Raw genomic sequence first — 15,815 nt, 5'->3', positions numbered from 1 at the left:
CGGTCCCGTTCTCCGGTCCGTTCAGCCCTCGCTTCTGCCCGGGGGCCGCACGGCTGCAGCCGTTTCCGCGTTCCGTAAAGGCGCTCCGCCACGGGCCTCGGCGACGAACCGGCCCAGCACCGCATTGGCCTCGCACAGCGAGCGGACGTGCCGCAGACGTCCGTAGCTGTCGGCGTGGGTCGCACGACGGTCGATATCCCAGCCACCGTGCCGGGATGGTTGAGGAACCGCTCTTTTCGGGGACTTGCCGGTCCAGCGGTCAGAGTTCCGCGTCGAGGACGTCCGACCGCGCCGTGCCTTCGGTGCTCCCGTCGGACCGGGGCAGCGACATCTCCGCCCAGATGACCTTTCCCTGGGGGGTGTAACGGGTGCCCCAGCGCTCGGCCAGCTGTGCGACGAGGAACAGACCGCGGCCCCCTTCGTCCGTCGCGGCGGCATCACGCAGATGGGGCGAGGTGCTGCTGCTGTCGGCCACCTCGCAGGTCAGGGTGCGGTCGTACAGCAGTCGTACGGTGACCGGCGCGGAGCCGTAGCGGATGGCGTTGGTGATCAACTCGCTGAGCAGCAGTTCCGCGGCGAACGCAAGCTCCGACAGACCCCAGTCGTCGACTTTCTCTGCCACGGCAGCACGCATTCCGGCCACAGCGGCAGGATCGAACGGCATGTCCCAGTCGGCGACATGGTCGGGCGGGATCGCCCGCGCCCGGGCGATGAGCAGCGCCACATCGTCCTTCGGCCGATCTGGCAGGAGCGCGTCGAGGACCGCCTGGCAACTCTCCTCCGGCGACCGGTCGGGATGGCACTCCAGGGCCTGACGCAGTAGCTCGATCCCCACGTCGATGTCCCGGGTGCGGTCCTCGATGAGCCCATCGGTGTAGAGGACGAACTGTGTGCCCTCCGCCACTTCCAGTTCGGCCGTCTCGAACGGCATGGCGCCCAGGCCCAGGGGCGGGCCGGCCGGCAGGTCGGGGAACGACACACTGCCGTCGGGCCGGACCAGCGCGGGCAGTGGGTGCCCTGCACGGGCCATGGCGCAGTGGCGGGAGACGGGATCGTAGATCGCGTACAGGCAGGTGGCTCCCACGATCCCCGCATCGGCGGTGGTTTCCGCCTCCTCCTGGTCGATGCGCCCGACCAGGTCGTCGAGGTGGCTGAGGATCTCGTCGGGCGGCAGGTCGAGTGTGGAGAAGTTGTGTACGGCAGTGCGTAGCCGTCCCATCGTTGCGGCCGCGTGCAGGCCGTGGCCGACGACATCCCCGACGACCAGCGCCACCCGGCTGCCCGGGAGCGGGATCACGTCGAACCAGTCGCCGCTCACCCCGGAGAGTGCGGGCAAGTAGCGATGGGCGACGTCGAGCGCGCTCTGTTCGGGCAGGGCCCGCGGGAGCAGGCTGCGTTGCAGAGTCATGGCCATGGCGTGCTCGCGGGTGTAGCGGCGGGCGTTGTCGATGCTGACGGCCGCCCGGGCGACCAGTTCTTCGGCCAGGGAGAGGTCGTCCTCCTCGAATGGCTGGGGCTTCTCGGAGCGCCAGAAGTTGGCCATGCCCAGGATGACGCCCCGTGCTTGGAGGGGCACCGTGATGAGCGAATGGACCCCGTGTTCCACGATCGTCCGCGTCCGCTCCGGGGCCTGGGCGAGCCAGCCGGGTGCGGCGGACAGGTCGGGCACCAGCTCCGGCCGACCGGTGGCGAAGGCCCGTGCCTGTGGTGTGGAGGGGAGAAAGTTGATCAGCCGGCCGACTTTGTACAGGGGATGGTCGTCCCGGATGCCGCGTACAGCGGTGCGGTGCATGTCCGTGTCGGTACTGGTCGGCTCGTCACCGTGGAGGACCGGTTCGGCCAGATCGACGGTTGCGAAGTCGGCGAGCCGGGGGACCGCGATCTCGGTCAGTTCCTCGGCCGTGCGCACCACATCGAGCGTGGTACCGATGCCGAGACCTGCGTCGTACAGCAGGCGCAGCCGCTCGCGGGCGTTCTCCGCCCTGCCGGACAGCGTCCGCAATTCTGTGGAGTCACGCAAGGTCGCGACCGTCCCCTGGGGGCCACCGTGACGGTCCGTGGGCCGCTGGTTCACCGCGAGCAGTCGGCTCCCCGCGAGGTGCACTTCGTCCGTGGCCGCCCGCCTCGACGTCAGCAGTTCCAGCATGCCGGGATCAAGGCCGGACAAGTCCGAGATGCGTCGCCCCTCGGCGTCGAGCGGCAGATCCAGCAGCCGTCTGGCCTCGTCGTTGGCCAGCAGCAGCCGACCGTCATTGCTGACGATGAGCACGCCTTCGCGCACGGAGTGCAGCACCGCGTCGTGATGTTCGTACATGCGATTCATCTCGACAGGGCCCAGACGGTGGGTCTGCCGCCGAAGCCGCCTGGTCACCAGGGCCGTCCCGCTCGTGGCCACTCCGAGCGCAACCGCTCCTCCACCGAGGATGATCGGAATCTGCCGTGCCACCACGCCGGCCACACTCGCGGCCTTCATGCCGGCAGCCACCAGGGCGACGACCTGCGCGTGATCGTGGACGGGGACGATCGCCTGCACCTCACGGCCGAGCGGGCCGTTGACCCTCTCGGTGTACACATGTCCGGCCAGCGCCGGCGCGAGGGTGGCGACGACCCTCTTCCCGATCAGCTCCGGCCGGGGGTGCGTGTAGCGGATCCCTTTCGTGTCCATCACCACGATGAAGTCGACGCCCGTCGCCTTCCGCCCCGCCTCGGTGAGCGGCTGGAGCACCCTGGAAGGATCAGGAGCCTTCAGCGCGGTCAGGAGACCCGGTGAATGAGCGAATGCCTGCGCGACGGCGACGGAGCGGTTTCTCGCCTCCGTAGTGCTGTCGTGCCGGGCCTGCACTATGAGCGCCAGCACCGAAGTGGCCACGAGGAGCACGACCACAACCACCTGCAGGGCGAAGACCTCGCCTGCGAGGCTCCGGGGATACTTGCCCGTGAGTGACCGCATCTGTGCGCTCCGGAATCGGCCGAAACGACTAACCCAGTGCCCTTTGTAACACCGCAAGGTCGAAGGTGCGTGCGGTCAGGGCACGCTCGGAGGCGGTACCGCGCGGCGGCCCGACGACAATCCCGGACACCCGCAGGTTGAGCAGGGCCGAGCCGCAGCCGATGTGAAGGGCACGGGTGGCGGGGTCGGCCTCCGGCATCGCACGGTCGAGGTCCGCCCCGAGCGTGAGGGTGCGGCTGCGGCGCCCGTAGCGGAACTGCCAGGGCTGGGCGCTGTGCATGGACGGGGCGGCGGTGGCATCGGCGACGAGGCCGGCCAGCGCCGTGTCGTCGAGTGCTTCGGTCCGCATCGTGGGTCTCCCGTGGCGGGAAGGAACGATGACTTCAGCATGGAGCGGGTCGCCGCGCAGTACGTATGGGCCGGTCGTTCCTGATTCGGTCCCGGATGGCTCCTCGGCAGGGACAGGATTCAGGCCGATGCCGGGCCTTCGAGCCGGCAGTCCACGCCGACGACGCCCTCCACGGACTGAGCGAGGCGGGCGGCGACCGGAATGAGTGCGGCCTCGGGGACGCGACCTGTGAGCGTGGCCACACCCCGGGTGACGTCGACCTTCACGTCCCGTTGAGCGCCGGGGAACAGGCGGTCGACGACCTCGCGGCGTATTTCGGCGGCGAGTTCGTCGTCGGGGCGCAGGAAGATCTTGAGGAGATCGGCGCGGCTCACGATGCCCTTGAGGGTGCCGTCGGCGTCGACGACCGGGAGGCGCTTGACGCGCCGGGCGGCCATGAGCCGGGCGGCCCGGGGGAGGGACGCGCCGGGCTCGATCGTGATGGCCGGGCTCGTCATCAGTTCCTCGGCCCGCACCGAGCCGGCCTTGGCCGTGTCGGCCAGGCGGCGCATCTGGTCGATCATGCCGGGCGGGTGGTCGTGGAACTCCTCCTTCGGGAGCAGGTCGGCTTCGGAGACGACGCCGACGACCGGGCCCCCGTCTTCGACGACGGGTACGGCGGTGACCTTCCACCGCTCCATGGCGTCCGCGATCTCCTTGAATTCCGTGTCGGGCGCGACGGTGACGACGCTCTGCGTCATGACGTCGTCGACGGTGTACCGGGTGGAGGTCATGACAGGTTCCTCGATGGATGCGGGCGAGCGGCCGGCCGCCGCCGTGGGGAGAACGGGGAGGGGCGGGTTCGACCGGGCCGTGCCGTCGGACCTGCGACGTGCGAGGACTTCGCGGCGTACACAGTGTGCCTCCCATCCTTCAGAACGTGACGCGGACCGGCCGAGGCGCCCGGCGCCGGTCAGCGGACCAGAACGGCCTCTCCGGGTCTGGGCACGACCGCCGTCCAGCCCAGTTCGTGGTCGATCCGGTCCCGCAGCGTGTCGGACGACGACTCCTCTCCGTGGACGACGTAGGTCGTGTGCGGTGCGGGGGCACCGCGCAGCCAGTCCATGATCTGGTCGGCGTCGGCGTGTGCCGAGAAGTGCGGGAGGTCGGCGACCTCCGCGCGCACGGGGACGTACTCGCCGAACATCTTGAGCGTGCGGGCACCGTCGACCAGGTCGCGGGCCCTGGTGCCGGCCGCTGCGAAACCGACGACGACGACGGCATTGCGTGGATCGGGCAGGAGCCGGTGGAGGTGGTGCAGGACCCGGCCGCCGGTGGCCATGCCGGCCGAGGAGACGATGACGGCGGGTCCGGGCGCACTGTTGATGGAGATGGAGTCCTGGACGGTCCGGGCGGTGCGGAACGGAGCCGGGCTGATCGCTTCCTCGCCCAGAGCGAGTATCTCGGGCCTGATCCCGGGGGAACGGTCACGCAGTGCCTCACGGTAGACATCGAGTGCGGCCAGCGCCATGGGGCTGTCCACGTACACGGGAACGGACCGCGGCAGGATCCCGCTGCGACGCAGTCCGGCGAGTTCATGGAGGACGACCTCGGTGCGGTCGATCGCGAAGGCGGGAATGACAGCGGTACCGCCCCGCGCGAACGTACGGGCGAGCACGGCCGCGAACTCCGCCTGGGCACGCTCGGGTTCGTGGGCGCGGTCGCCGTACGTCGACTCCGTGAGCAGCACGTCGGCGCCCGAGAACGGCTCCGGAGGCAGCAGCAGTGGATGGCCGGGGCGGCCGAGGTCGCCGCTGGCGGCGAGGGTGTGGCCGTCCTCGAGGGTCAGGTGGGCCCAGGCGGAGCCGAGGATGTGCCCACCGCGATGCAGCACGAGCCGGGTGCCGGCCATGATCTCGGTCTCGCTGCCGACCTCGACGGGGTCGAAGAACTTGACGGTGGTGTCGACGTCGGACTCGTCGTAGAGCGGTTCGGCGGGCCGGTGCTTGGACCAGCCGTGTTCGTTGGCGTGCTGGGCCGCTTCCATCTGGAGGCGCGCGCTGTCCCGGAGCACGATCTCGGCGAGCCCGGCGGTGTGGGCGGTGGCCAGGACCGGTCCTGGGAAGCCGTGCCGGACCAGTCGGGGCAGATAGCCGCAGTGGTCCAGGTGGGCATGGGTGATGACCACGGCGTGGATGGACGAGGCGTCGCACGGCAGCTTCGCCCAGTTGCGGCGGCGCAGGTCCGCGAAACCCTGGAAGAGGCCGCAGTCGAGGAGGATCCGGGCATGGTCGCTCTCGATGAGGAACTTGCTGCCGGTGACGGTCCGGACGCCGCCGAGGAAGCGCAGCAGCGCGGGTCTCGCCCTGGGCGCGGCCAGGTGCGGTTCTGCCTCGGACATCGCCGACCCCTTCTTCGGTGGGTGGCAGCGTCTTCACCATCACATCCCCCGCAGCCGGGGCGGCAGGGGCCCGAAAGGTCCTGGTCGGGACCGACCGGCCCATGTGGGGCGGGTCCGTGCCGGGTGAACCTGGGGGAGAACCTCGGGGACACGGGGAGAGGGGCGGCGTCGTGAAGGCACTCGTTCTCCAGGGCCCGGGACGGATTGCATGGCAGGACGCTCCGGACCCCGTGGTCCAGGGCGCCGCCGGACGGCTGACCTCGTCCTCGCTGTTCACTCAACGTTTCGAACGCGCGCAGATGGAAGAGGCCCATGACGTGTTCTTGCGTGCCCTGGACACCGGTGCGCTCAAGGTGGTGCTGGGAGGATCGCAGCACAACGAGATCATCGCCCCGGCTCAGCCATGAGCACACCGTGTACCTGGGACTTCGACGGTTACGCCCCCAAGGCGGAGCGGACGGTCGAAGCGCTCTGCACGCTCGGCAACGGCAGATTCGCCACCAGGGGCGCCGCGCCCGAGTCGCCCGCCGACGCGGTCCACTATCCCGGCACCTACGCGGCCGGGTGCTACGACCGGCTCTTCTCGGAGGTCGTGGGGGAACGGGTCGGCAACGAGGACATGGTCAAGCTGCCCGACTGGACACGCCTGTGCTACCGCTGCCTGCCGGACGACGGACCGGCGGGGGACTGGCTCACCACAGATCACCCGAGCCTGCGGCGCCACGAGGTCTCGCTCGATCTGCGAGGCGGCGTTCTCACGCGCCACCTGTTCTTCCAGGACGGCCACGGCCGCCGGCTCCGCGTCACCCACACCAGACTCGTCCACATGGGCGACCCGTACCTCGCCGCCCAGCGGACCACCTTCCACTGCTACGGCTGGAGCGGGGCCGTCGAGGTCGAGTCGGTCATCGACGGTGACGTCACCAACGCCGGTGTCGAGCGATACCGAGGGCTGGACGGACACCACCTCACCGGCCACCGTGCCGGAGCCGGAGCGGACGGCGTGGCCTGGCTCTCCTGCCGGACCCGTTCGTCCCGCATCCGGATCGCCGTCTCCGTGCGCACCTCGTCGCGGCCCCTCGTGGCGGTGGGATCGAGCTGCACCGGGACCGGAGCGGTCCAGAGCTTCAGGCTGCCGGTCTCCCGCGGGCGTTCCGCCGCCGTGGTGAAGTGCGCCGCGCTGTACACATCGCTGGACCGCCCCTCGGGCGACCCACTGCCGCTTGCCGTCGAGCACGCCTCGCACGCGGCGCCGTTCGAGGTGTTGCTGGCCTCCCACCGCGCCGCCTGGGAACGCCTTTGGAGCCAGGGTGAGTTGAGGGCACCCGGCGAAGCGGGACGCATCCTCCGGCTCCACCTCTTCCACGTCCTGCAGACACTGTCCCCGCACACGGCCGAGCTGGACGTCGGAGTGCCCGCCAGGGGCCTGCACGGCGAGGCGTACCGGGGACATGTCTTCTGGGACGAACTGTTCGTACTGCCCTGCATCACCCTGCACTTCCCGGAAGTGGCACGGGGCCTTCTCATGTACCGGCACCGTCGGCTGCCCGCAGCCCGCAGCGCGGCTCGCCGGGCAGGCCTGCGAGGAGCGATGTTCCCCTGGCAGAGCGGCAGTTCGGGTGCCGAGGAGACACAGACGCTGCACCTCAACCCCCGCTCGGGCCGCTGGCTGCCCGACCACTCGCACTTGCAGCGCCACGTCGGATCGGCCGTCGCCTGGAACGTGTGGCGGTACGGGCAGAGCACCGGCGACACCGGATTCGTCCAGGGACCGGGGGCAGAGCTGCTGCTCGACATCGCAGGCTACTGGGGCGCCGCGGCCACGTACGACGCCGGTCGTGAGCGCTACCGCATCCGCGGTGTGGTCGGCCCGGACGAGTACCACGACGCCTACCCCGGTGTCACTGCTCCCGGGATCGACGACAACGCGTACACCAACGTGACCGCGGCCTGGGTGCTCGCACGCGCACTGGAGGTGTTCGGCGGGCTCCCCGAGGCCCGTCGACGGGAGCTGGCCGAGCGACTCGGCCTGGACGACGGGACGACGAGCCGCTGGGAGGACATCTCCCGTCGGTTGTACGTGCCGTTCCACAGCGGTGTGATCAGCCAGTTCGAGGGCTACGGCGAGCTGGCCGAACTGGACTGGGACGCCTACCGCTCCCGCTACTGCGACATCCGCCGCCTCGACCGGATCCTGGAGTCCGAGGGGGACTCGGTCAATCGCTATCAGGCGTCCAAACAGGCCGACACACTCATGCTCGGCTATCTCTTCCGCCCGGCCGAGCTGCGGTCTCTTTTCGACCGTCTCGGATATCGGCTCGACGACGAGACGTGGCGGGCGACGACCGGCTACTACCTGGACCGCACCAGTCATGGTTCGACCCTCAGCACCCTGGTGCACGGCTGGGTGCTCGCGCGGGAGAGAGGCCCCGACGCCTGGCGGTACTGCGAGGAAGCCCTGCTCAGCGATGTGGCGGATGTCCAGGGCGGCACCACCGGCGAGGGCATCCACCTCGGCGCCATGGCCGGCACCCTCGATCTCGTCGAACGGGGCATCGCAGGACTGGAGGCAGGCCCGGACGGGCTCCGTGTCGACCCGGTTCCGCTCAGGGAGGTGCCGCGCTGCACGTTCACGTTCTGCTACCGCGGGCACCGGGGCATCCGTGTCCGGCTCCTGCCGGGCCGACTGGGGATTCGCGTGCCCCGCTCGCGACTGGCTCCCCCGCTGACCGTGTGTCTGCCCGGCGGGCGGCTGGTGACCGTGGCCGCGGGGGAGCAGCACTGGTTCCGCCTGCCCGTGCGCTGACTCCTCGCAGGCCCGGCGCGGTCCGCCGGACCGGTCGACCGGCCCATGGCCTGCGCGCGACCAGGAACGGGCCGCGGTTCTCAGTCCGTCCCGGGGACCAGCAGCTCGCCGGGGTCGGTCACGACCACATCGGCGCCATGGCGGCGCAGTCCGGCCGAATTGCTTCCTCCGGCCGTACGGTCCACTCCCACCACGAGACCGAATCCGCCCCGCCGGCCGGCCTCGACACCGGCGAGCGCGTCCTCCAGGACAGCCGCGTCCCGGGCCGGAACGTCCAGCCGTCGGGCAGCCTCCAGGAAGAGAGCCGGGTCCGGTTTGCCGGCAAGACCCAGTCGATGAGCCTCTTTGCCGTCCACCACACTCCGGAAGAGGCCGATCACACCTGCCGCGGTCATCAGTTCGGTCGCGTGGCGCGACGCCGAAACAGCGGCACAGGCCATCCGCCCACGCCGCAGTGCGTGCAGCAGACGTACGGTGCCTGGCCAGGCGGCGACGCCGTGCGCACGCACGCTCGCGGTGAACAGTTCCTCCTTGCGGGCCGCGACGGCCCACACCGTGGCGGTGCCCGGCGCGTCGTCGGGATCGCCGAGCGGCAGATCCAGCCCCCGGGAGGCCAGGAAGCCGACGGCCCCGTCCAGCCGTGACCGGCCGTCGACATGGCGGAGGTAGTCGGCCACCGGATCGAACGGGCGCTGCCCGCCGGCGGCCGACAGACAGGCGTCGAAGGCACCCTGCCAGGCCGCGGCATGGGCCCGTGCGGAATCGATGACCACGCCGTCGGTGTCGAAGACCACGGCCCGCAGCGGGCGCAGACAGGCTGCCAGGGATGGTGTGCCGCTCATGGCGGATCCCTTCGTCAGGGAGCCCTCTCCATGGGATCACGGCTGCCGGCCGAGGGCGCGCCGACCGCATCGGCGGGCTTCGCCGCCTGCCCGAACGGCCGGGAGCGCCACCGGACGGAGCGGCGAACGCGGCCGCGACCCTCCGTTCCGCGGTGAGCGTTTGCCGTACCTGCCGGCCGGCGAGAGCCTGGGAGCATGGTGCGTTCGCCGGCTTCGGAGACGCTGACCGGGTGGGCCGTAGGGAGCCCTGGTCCGATCGGGGACGGCCCGCTGGTGCGTGTGCGGCGAGCGGTGGCCTCGCCGGGGCCGGGTGAGCTGTTGCTGAGGGTGGAGGCGTGCGGTGTGTGCCGCACCGACCTGCACCTTGCCGAGGGCGACCTGCGCCCGCACCGTGCGTCGACCGTTCCCGGCCATGAGATCGTCGGCCGGGTGGCCGCCGTCGGCGAGTCCGTCACGGGGTTCCGGGCCGGGGACCGGGCCGGTGGGGCGTGGCTGCGCAGCACCTGCGGCCACTGCCGCTACTGCCGGGCCGGTCGCGAGAACCTCTGCCCGGCCTCCCTGTACACCGGCTGGGACGCGGACGGCGGGTTCGCCGACATCGCCCTCGTACCGGCCGACTACGCCTACCGGCTTCCGGAGGAACAGGACGCCGTCCTGCTGGCGCCGCTGCTGTGCGCCGGGATCATCGGCTACCGCGCCCTGCGCCGCAGCGCCCTGCCACCGGGCGGCCGGCTCGGGATCTACGGCTTCGGGGCCTCGGCCCATCTGGCGGCGCAGGTCGCCCTGGCCGAAGGAGCGAGGGTGCACGTGCTCACCCGTTCGGCACGCGCCCGTGAACTCGCCGCCCACCTGGGGGCCTCCTCCGTCGGTGGCGCCTACGACCGTCCGCCCGAACCGCTGGATTCGGCGATCCTGTTCGCACCCGTCGGTGATCTGGTGCCTGTGGCACTGGAGGCGCTGGACCGGTCGGGAACGCTCGCCGTCGCGGGCATCCACCTCACCGACATCCCCGTGCTCGATTACCGGCGCCACCTCTTCGAGGAGAGGAACCTGCGCAGCGTCACCTCCAACACCCGGCAGGACGGCCGCGACTTCCTGGACACGGCCGCACGGATCGGCATGCGGGTCACCGCAAGCCCGTACCCGCTGAGCCGCGCGGACCAGGCGCTGAGTGATCTGGCCGCCGACCGGGTCAACGGCGCCGCCGTCCTCGTGCCGGGATGAAGGCCGGGCCCGCCGCCCGTCCCGCAGGGCCCCTGTTCTCCGCAACGGCAGCCAGTTTCGGCCCGGCCGCGGCCATGGGCCGATCGGTCCCTCTCCGGCACGGCCCGGCCGGCCCGGCTCCTGGCCCCCTCGGCCCTGCGGTGATGCTCTCCTGGGGGGTGACCGTGGATGTCGGACGCCTTGTCCGGACTCCGCCTCCCGAAGACCGGACTCCGCCTCCCGAAGTGGTGACGACGGTGCGACGCATCCGGATCAGGATCCGGCGGGGGCGGCCAGATCATGGTCCGTTCCGACCTCGCGGGAGTCGGAGTGTTCTTCACCCTCGGCCCCGAGAGCGGATTGCCCGAGGTCATCGTGGTCAGCGGGGCGTGGGGCCTGGGCGAGACCGTCGTCAGTGGCCGGGTCGACCCCGACGAGCACACGGTCTTCGAGCCGAGCACCAAGGACCCGACACTGGATCCGGTGATCGACGTACGGATCGGAGCGAAGCGGAAGAAGGCGGTCTGCGGGCAGTACGGACGGACCCGTTGCGTCGATACGACCTGCGAGGAACGCTCGCGTTGCGTTCTGACTGAACCGGAGGTCGCGGAACGGGACCCGCGAGCGCGATGACCGGTCGGCCCCGTCCGGCCGGACCCGCTCAGTGGCCGGCACGGCGACATCGTCATTCGTGAGCGATGACGGCGACGGGCGCGGTGGAGTGATGGAGGACCGCGTGAGCGATCGGGCCGATGTGCCTGCCGACCGAGGACCGGCGGATGCGACGGCCGACGACCGTCAGACCCGCTCCGGAACCTGCCTCCAGGAGCTGTACGGAGGCGCGTCCGAGCGTCGCCTGTGCGTCGAGGTCGACAGCCGGGTACATGTCCCGCCAGGGCCGCAGCATGTCGTCCAGGGCCGTTCGCTCGATCTCGGCGGTCCGGGCGTTGGTCTCAGGGCTGTACGCAGCTCCGTACCCGGCCAGAGGGGGCAGTGTCCAGCTGTGCAGCGCATGGAGTGTGCAGCCCCGCCGCGATGCCTCGTCGAACGCGAAGGAGAGCAGGGCGTCGCACGGCCGGCCGGTGTCGACGCCCACGACCACGTCACGGTCCAGGTGCCGGCCCTGGCCGTGCGGCAGTCTGTCCTCTGCTGCACGCACCAGGACGACGGGCTGCTCCACGCCACGAATGAGGGCCATGCCGAGGGAACCGAGGACGAACCCCCTGAGCGTGCCCAGCCCTCGGGAGCCGAGCACCAGCATGCTCGCGCCCGCCGTGGCGCGGGTCAGCGAGGCGGCTGGTTGTCCGTCGAACGATTCTGCGCTGATGTCCAGTCGGGGGTGCGCCCCCGACAGCTCGTCGGAAGCTTCACGAAGGAGGGTCTTCACCCACTGGCGGCGCACGTGGGAGCCGGCCGCGGGAATGCTGGAAGGCGCGGACCATGTCTCGGCATGGACGAGATGGAGAGGCGCATTGCGAAGGAGGGCTTCCCGCGCGGCCCAATGCGCCGCCGCGACGCTTTCTGCGGATCCGTCGAGGCCTACGACAATACGTTGGTTCATGACGGCCTTCCTCGGACGGGGCTGCTTCGGTTCGGTGAAGAATTCGTTTGGGCGTCGGTGCGTCACACCTTCTTCTGCTGCTGGGTGTCCGGACGAACACTGTCGGACAGGTCGTCCTGCTCGTAGTCGAGCCGGTCGATCACGTCCACGACTCCGTCGACGCTCCGGCACAGACGCAGGACGACGGGGACGAGGCTGTGCCGGATCACGGTGCCGCTGAGGGTCACGACACCGTCGGCGACCTCGACGGTCAGGGAAGAGGGACTGAGCCGCAGCGTGTGCGTCAGGACGTCTTCGAGGATCTCCTCCTGGATGGCGTGGTCCCTGCGCAGGAAGAGTTGCAGGAGGTCGCTGCGGCTCAGGACCCCGATCAGCCGGCCTCCGCTGTCGATGACAGGGAGTCTCTTGATCTGGTGCTTCTCCATGACACGGGCGGCCCGGACGACGCTCCACCCGGGAGCCGCGGTGATCGCCGGGTGACTCATGAGATCGGCGGCGGTGTTCCCGGTGTCGTGCCGGCGGAGCAGGTCGGCCTCGGAAACGACGCCCACGGGGCACCCGTTCCCGTCCAGGACGGGAACGGCGGTGATGCCGAACTCGTCGAGTATCCGGGCGATCTCCTTGAACGTGGTGCCGCGCTGGACGCTGACGGCCGTCGGTGTCATGAGATCGCAGACGCTGCGATGCCTCATCGTCGCCCTCCACTCACGCGGGAACTTCGGACTCGAACCGGGCCGAGACGTCCACGACTCCCGGCACCGTGCGCGCGACACGCACCAGCACGTCACCGAGTGACGGGTCGGGAACGGTGCCGCTCAGCCGGACGATGCCGTCGGACACATGGACGTACACGCTCGCGGAGCCCACCGGGAGCAGCTGAGTCGTGATCAGGTCCCGTAGCTCCTGGGCGACGTCCTGGTCCGGACGGAGGTAGATCTTGAGCAGATCACCCCGGCTGACCACGCCCACGAGACGCCCGTCGTCGTCGACGACCGGCAGCCGCTTGAGGTGGCCGCGGGCCATCAGCCGGGCGGCCCCCGCGATACCCGCGTTCCGGGGCACCGTCACGGCAGGGACGGTCATCAGCTGACCGGCGGTGACGGCACGGGACTCGTCCGCACCCTGTGCCTTGAGCAGAAGGTCCGCTTCGGAGACCACGCCGACGACTCGTCCCTCGTCGGACACGACGGGCAGTGCACTGATCCGCCATTGCCGCATGGCCTCCACGATGTCCTTGAACGGCGCTCCGCGGTTGACCGTGACGACGGCGTGCGTCATCACGTCGTCGACGGTACGCAGATGTTTCATGGTTCCTCCAGGAATACGAAGCGCTGTACCTCCGAGCGTCGGCATCGTCGACGTACGCCGCTAGGACCGCCCGGGGTCCGCCGGGGGCTGCTCGGCCCTGCTGCCCGGGCGTGAACGCTCAGGTGCTGTCGGCTGCGGGCGCGGAGTCGGGATCCGGCCGCAGATCGTCCACGGCGTACGCGAGGGACTGGTCGACACTGACGACACCGTCGACGGAGAGACACAGGAGCTCAAGAGTGGCAATGGTCGAGCGTTCCTCCACCGTGCCGCTCAGGGTGACGACTCCTTCCTGAACGGTGACCGTCACGCCGCCAGGAGTCAGCCGGAGCGTCCGGCCCAGTACCTCGTCGACGATTTCCTCGTGTATGGCGTCGTCGCGGCGGAGCATGGGGCGCAGCAGATCCGAGCGGCTGACGATGCCCACGAGCGTGCCGGTGTCATCGATCACCGGAAGGCGTTTGACGCCCTGCTCGTTCAGGAAACGCGCAGTCTCGACGATGCCCCACGAGGGCCGGGCCGTGAGCACGGGAGTGGACATGAGATCGGCGGCGGTGCGGGCGTCCATGGTGCGGTGATCGGTGGCCGCCGTTCCGCGCAGTTGGTCACGGCCCTCCGCTTCCGGCAGGCCGGCCTGTCTGCGCAGCAGGTCGGCCTCCGAGACGATGCCGATGGGGTGGTGGCGGGTGTCCACGACAGGCAGGGCCGAGACATCGTTGTACGCAAGGCTCCAGGCGACCGTCTTGAGCGATGCCTCGGGGCTGGCCGTGGCCACGTCCCGGGTCATGACTTCGGCAACAGTGCGGTGCATCATGGTCCGGTCTCCCTTCCGTGCAGGGGCGTGCCGTGACGGGCGGCGACGGCAGTAGCGCGACCTCACCGCTCGGCGGACGGGCCGTGCGCGGTCCCCTGGAGGGAGGGGGGTACGGGGCCGTCCACGGGTGCGGTCACATGGCTGACGACCGCGACCACCCCGTCGAACTGTTCGGCGAGGTAGGTCAGGACCGCGATCTGGCCACGGCTCTCCAGCCGGCCCTCCAGGGTGACGACACCGTCCACGACGTGGATGGTGACCGCGTCGGATTCGAGCCCCATGGTGTTCACCAGCACGTCCCGGATGATGCGCCGTCGTATCTCCGCGTCGGGCCGGAGGAAGAGACGCAGCAGGTCCCGGCGCGTGACGATGCCGACGAGCCTCTCCTCGTCGTCCACGACCGGAAGCCTCTCCACACCACTGCGCGTCATCAGCCGGGCGGCCTCCGGCGCGCTCTCCTCCGCGTGGACGGTCACCGCCGGCGCCGACATGATCTCGGCAGCGGTGAATTCGGCTTCGGGGAGGTCCGCGGCACCGGCATCGGAATGCCCCGCCGCCTGCCGGCCCAGCAGATCGCTCTCGGAGACGACACCGACCACCCGGTCCTCGTCGTCGAGCACGGGCAGTCCGCTGATGTCGTGCTCGGCGAGCAGCTTCGCGACCTCCTTGAAGGGGGTGAGCGGGACGACCGAGATGACATCGTCGGTCATCAGGTCCCCTACTCTGATGTGCTTCATGGCGGCACCCCCTGCCGTCTCGCAGAGATTCGCCCGGCTGCGATGCGGGCGGCTGTCCACTGACCACGGTCCCTCGGGCCGCATGGGGAGCAGGAGGGCCGAACGGGGCGTGCCGGGGTCCGGGCGGACCAGGTTCGGGTGTCCGGCCCGCTCGGGAGCCGGCGGCAGCGAGCACTCGAAGGAGGCGTCCGGTCCCGTCTTGGCCTCAGTCGAGTTCCACGCGTACGTCCACCACGCCTTCGACCGCGCGAATGGCACGGGCCAGAAGGGGTACCAGTGCACGGTCCCGCAGAGGCCCTCGAACGGTGACGACACCGTCCAGCACGGTGAGGTCCACCCGGTCCTCAGGGGACAGCCCGGCGATCACGGCGGACCGGACCTCCTCGTCGATCTCCTCGTCCGGGCGCAGGAACACCTTCAGGAGGTCGCTGCGGCTCACGACGCCTTCCAGCATGCCGAGATCGTTCACGACGGGCAGTCGTTTCACGCGCTTGCGCGCCATGATGCGAGCGGCCTCGCCGAGCGTGGCGCCGGGGTGGACGGTGACGGCCGGAGCCGACATCAGCTCCTCGGCCAGTACGGCGTCGGCCTTCGACGCCTCCTCCGACTGGCCGGGCAGCTTCGGTTCGTCCTGCCGGAACTCCTCCTTCGGCAGCAGGTCCGCCTCGGAGACGACCCCGACGACTCGGCCCTCGCCTTCGAGGACCGGCACGGCGCTGACCCGCCATTGATGCATCAGCTCGACGATCTCCTTGTACGAGGCATCGCGGCCGATGGCCACGGCCGTGTGGGTCATGACGTCGCTGACGGTGTACGGGGATGCAGCCATGGGTTGCTCCTCCGGTGCGACTGACAGGCGGCGGCGCGA

General features: G+C 70.5%; 15 protein-coding genes. 4 read left to right on the top strand and 11 right to left on the bottom strand.

Translation table 11 applies throughout. The features are described 5' to 3' along the window. Positions 1-259 precede the first annotated feature (259 nt). From OG842_RS04510 to OG842_RS04495, 4 genes are all read right to left on the bottom strand, one after another. The gene (locus OG842_RS04510) at positions 260-2,950 is read right to left on the bottom strand and encodes a SpoIIE family protein phosphatase/ATP-binding protein (RefSeq protein ID WP_266727639.1); all 2,691 of its coding nucleotides are present in this window, start codon (positions 2,948-2,950) and stop codon (positions 260-262) included. 28 nt (positions 2,951-2,978) lie between these two features. After that, a complete protein-coding gene (locus OG842_RS04505; protein ID WP_401874586.1) occupies positions 2,979-3,299 on the bottom strand; it encodes a hypothetical protein in 321 nt (106 codons plus the stop codon). A gap of 119 nt (positions 3,300-3,418) precedes the next feature. Then, positions 3,419-4,072: a CBS domain-containing protein gene (locus tag OG842_RS04500; protein ID WP_266727637.1), complete on the bottom strand. Its 654-nt coding sequence runs from the start codon at positions 4,070-4,072 to the stop codon at positions 3,419-3,421. Between the two features lie 179 nt (positions 4,073-4,251). Next, positions 4,252-5,679 carry an MBL fold metallo-hydrolase RNA specificity domain-containing protein gene (locus OG842_RS04495; protein WP_266727635.1) on the bottom strand — a complete coding sequence of 476 codons (1,428 nt, stop codon included), beginning with the start codon at positions 5,677-5,679 and terminating at the stop codon, positions 4,252-4,254. A gap of 170 nt (positions 5,680-5,849) precedes the next feature. On the opposite strand from OG842_RS04495, the gene OG842_RS04490 reads away from it, so the two are divergent. Both OG842_RS04490 and OG842_RS04485 read left to right on the top strand, forming a co-directional pair. Continuing rightward, on the top strand, positions 5,850-6,086 hold the full coding sequence (locus tag OG842_RS04490) for a hypothetical protein (protein ID WP_401874591.1): 237 nt from the start codon (positions 5,850-5,852) through the stop codon (positions 6,084-6,086). Beyond that, a complete protein-coding gene (locus OG842_RS04485; RefSeq protein WP_266727633.1) occupies positions 6,083-8,485 on the top strand; it encodes a glycoside hydrolase family 65 protein in 2,403 nt (800 codons plus the stop codon). Before OG842_RS04490 ends, OG842_RS04485 begins: the two co-directional genes overlap by 4 nt. An 80-nt stretch (positions 8,486-8,565) precedes the next feature. On the opposite strand, the gene OG842_RS04480 is transcribed toward OG842_RS04485, so the two are convergent. Continuing rightward, positions 8,566-9,327 carry an HAD family hydrolase gene (locus OG842_RS04480; RefSeq protein WP_266727632.1) on the bottom strand — a complete coding sequence of 254 codons (762 nt, stop codon included), beginning with the start codon at positions 9,325-9,327 and terminating at the stop codon, positions 8,566-8,568. A gap of 195 nt (positions 9,328-9,522) precedes the next feature. Between OG842_RS04480 and OG842_RS04475 the strand changes: the two genes are divergently transcribed. Together OG842_RS04475 and OG842_RS04470 are read left to right on the top strand one after the other, a co-directional pair. After that, on the top strand, positions 9,523-10,551 hold the full coding sequence (locus tag OG842_RS04475) for a zinc-binding alcohol dehydrogenase family protein (protein ID WP_266727630.1): 1,029 nt from the start codon (positions 9,523-9,525) through the stop codon (positions 10,549-10,551). A 279-nt stretch (positions 10,552-10,830) separates the two neighbouring features. Continuing rightward, entirely contained in the window at positions 10,831-11,163 is a 333-nt protein-coding gene (locus OG842_RS04470; RefSeq protein WP_266727628.1) for a PEP/pyruvate-binding domain-containing protein, read from the top strand. Between the two features lie 52 nt (positions 11,164-11,215). On the opposite strand, the gene OG842_RS04465 is transcribed toward OG842_RS04470, so the two are convergent. From OG842_RS04465 to OG842_RS04440, 6 genes are all read right to left on the bottom strand, one after another. Beyond that, on the bottom strand, positions 11,216-12,091 hold the full coding sequence (locus tag OG842_RS04465; RefSeq protein ID WP_266727626.1) for a universal stress protein: 876 nt from the start codon (positions 12,089-12,091) through the stop codon (positions 11,216-11,218). A 62-nt stretch (positions 12,092-12,153) separates the two neighbouring features. Then, entirely contained in the window at positions 12,154-12,783 is a 630-nt protein-coding gene (locus tag OG842_RS04460) for a CBS domain-containing protein (RefSeq protein ID WP_266727625.1), read from the bottom strand. Between the two features lie 13 nt (positions 12,784-12,796). Continuing rightward, entirely contained in the window at positions 12,797-13,399 is a 603-nt protein-coding gene (locus OG842_RS04455; protein ID WP_266727623.1) for a CBS domain-containing protein, read from the bottom strand. 118 nt (positions 13,400-13,517) lie between these two features. Beyond that, a complete protein-coding gene (locus OG842_RS04450; RefSeq protein ID WP_266727621.1) occupies positions 13,518-14,210 on the bottom strand; it encodes a CBS domain-containing protein in 693 nt (230 codons plus the stop codon). A gap of 62 nt (positions 14,211-14,272) precedes the next feature. Continuing rightward, a complete protein-coding gene (locus OG842_RS04445) occupies positions 14,273-14,947 on the bottom strand; it encodes a CBS domain-containing protein (RefSeq protein ID WP_266727620.1) in 675 nt (224 codons plus the stop codon). 205 nt (positions 14,948-15,152) lie between these two features. Further along, positions 15,153-15,776, bottom strand: a complete 624-nt coding sequence (locus OG842_RS04440) for a CBS domain-containing protein (RefSeq protein WP_266727619.1) — start codon at positions 15,774-15,776, stop codon at positions 15,153-15,155. Positions 15,777-15,815 lie beyond the last annotated feature (39 nt).

The sequence above is a fragment of the Streptomyces sp. NBC_00376 genome (assembly GCF_036077095.1).
Classification (GTDB): Bacteria; Actinomycetota; Actinomycetes; order Streptomycetales; family Streptomycetaceae; genus Streptomyces.
The sequence above is the reverse complement of the archived record's forward strand: the minus strand, read 5'-3'. Positions and strand labels throughout refer to the sequence as shown.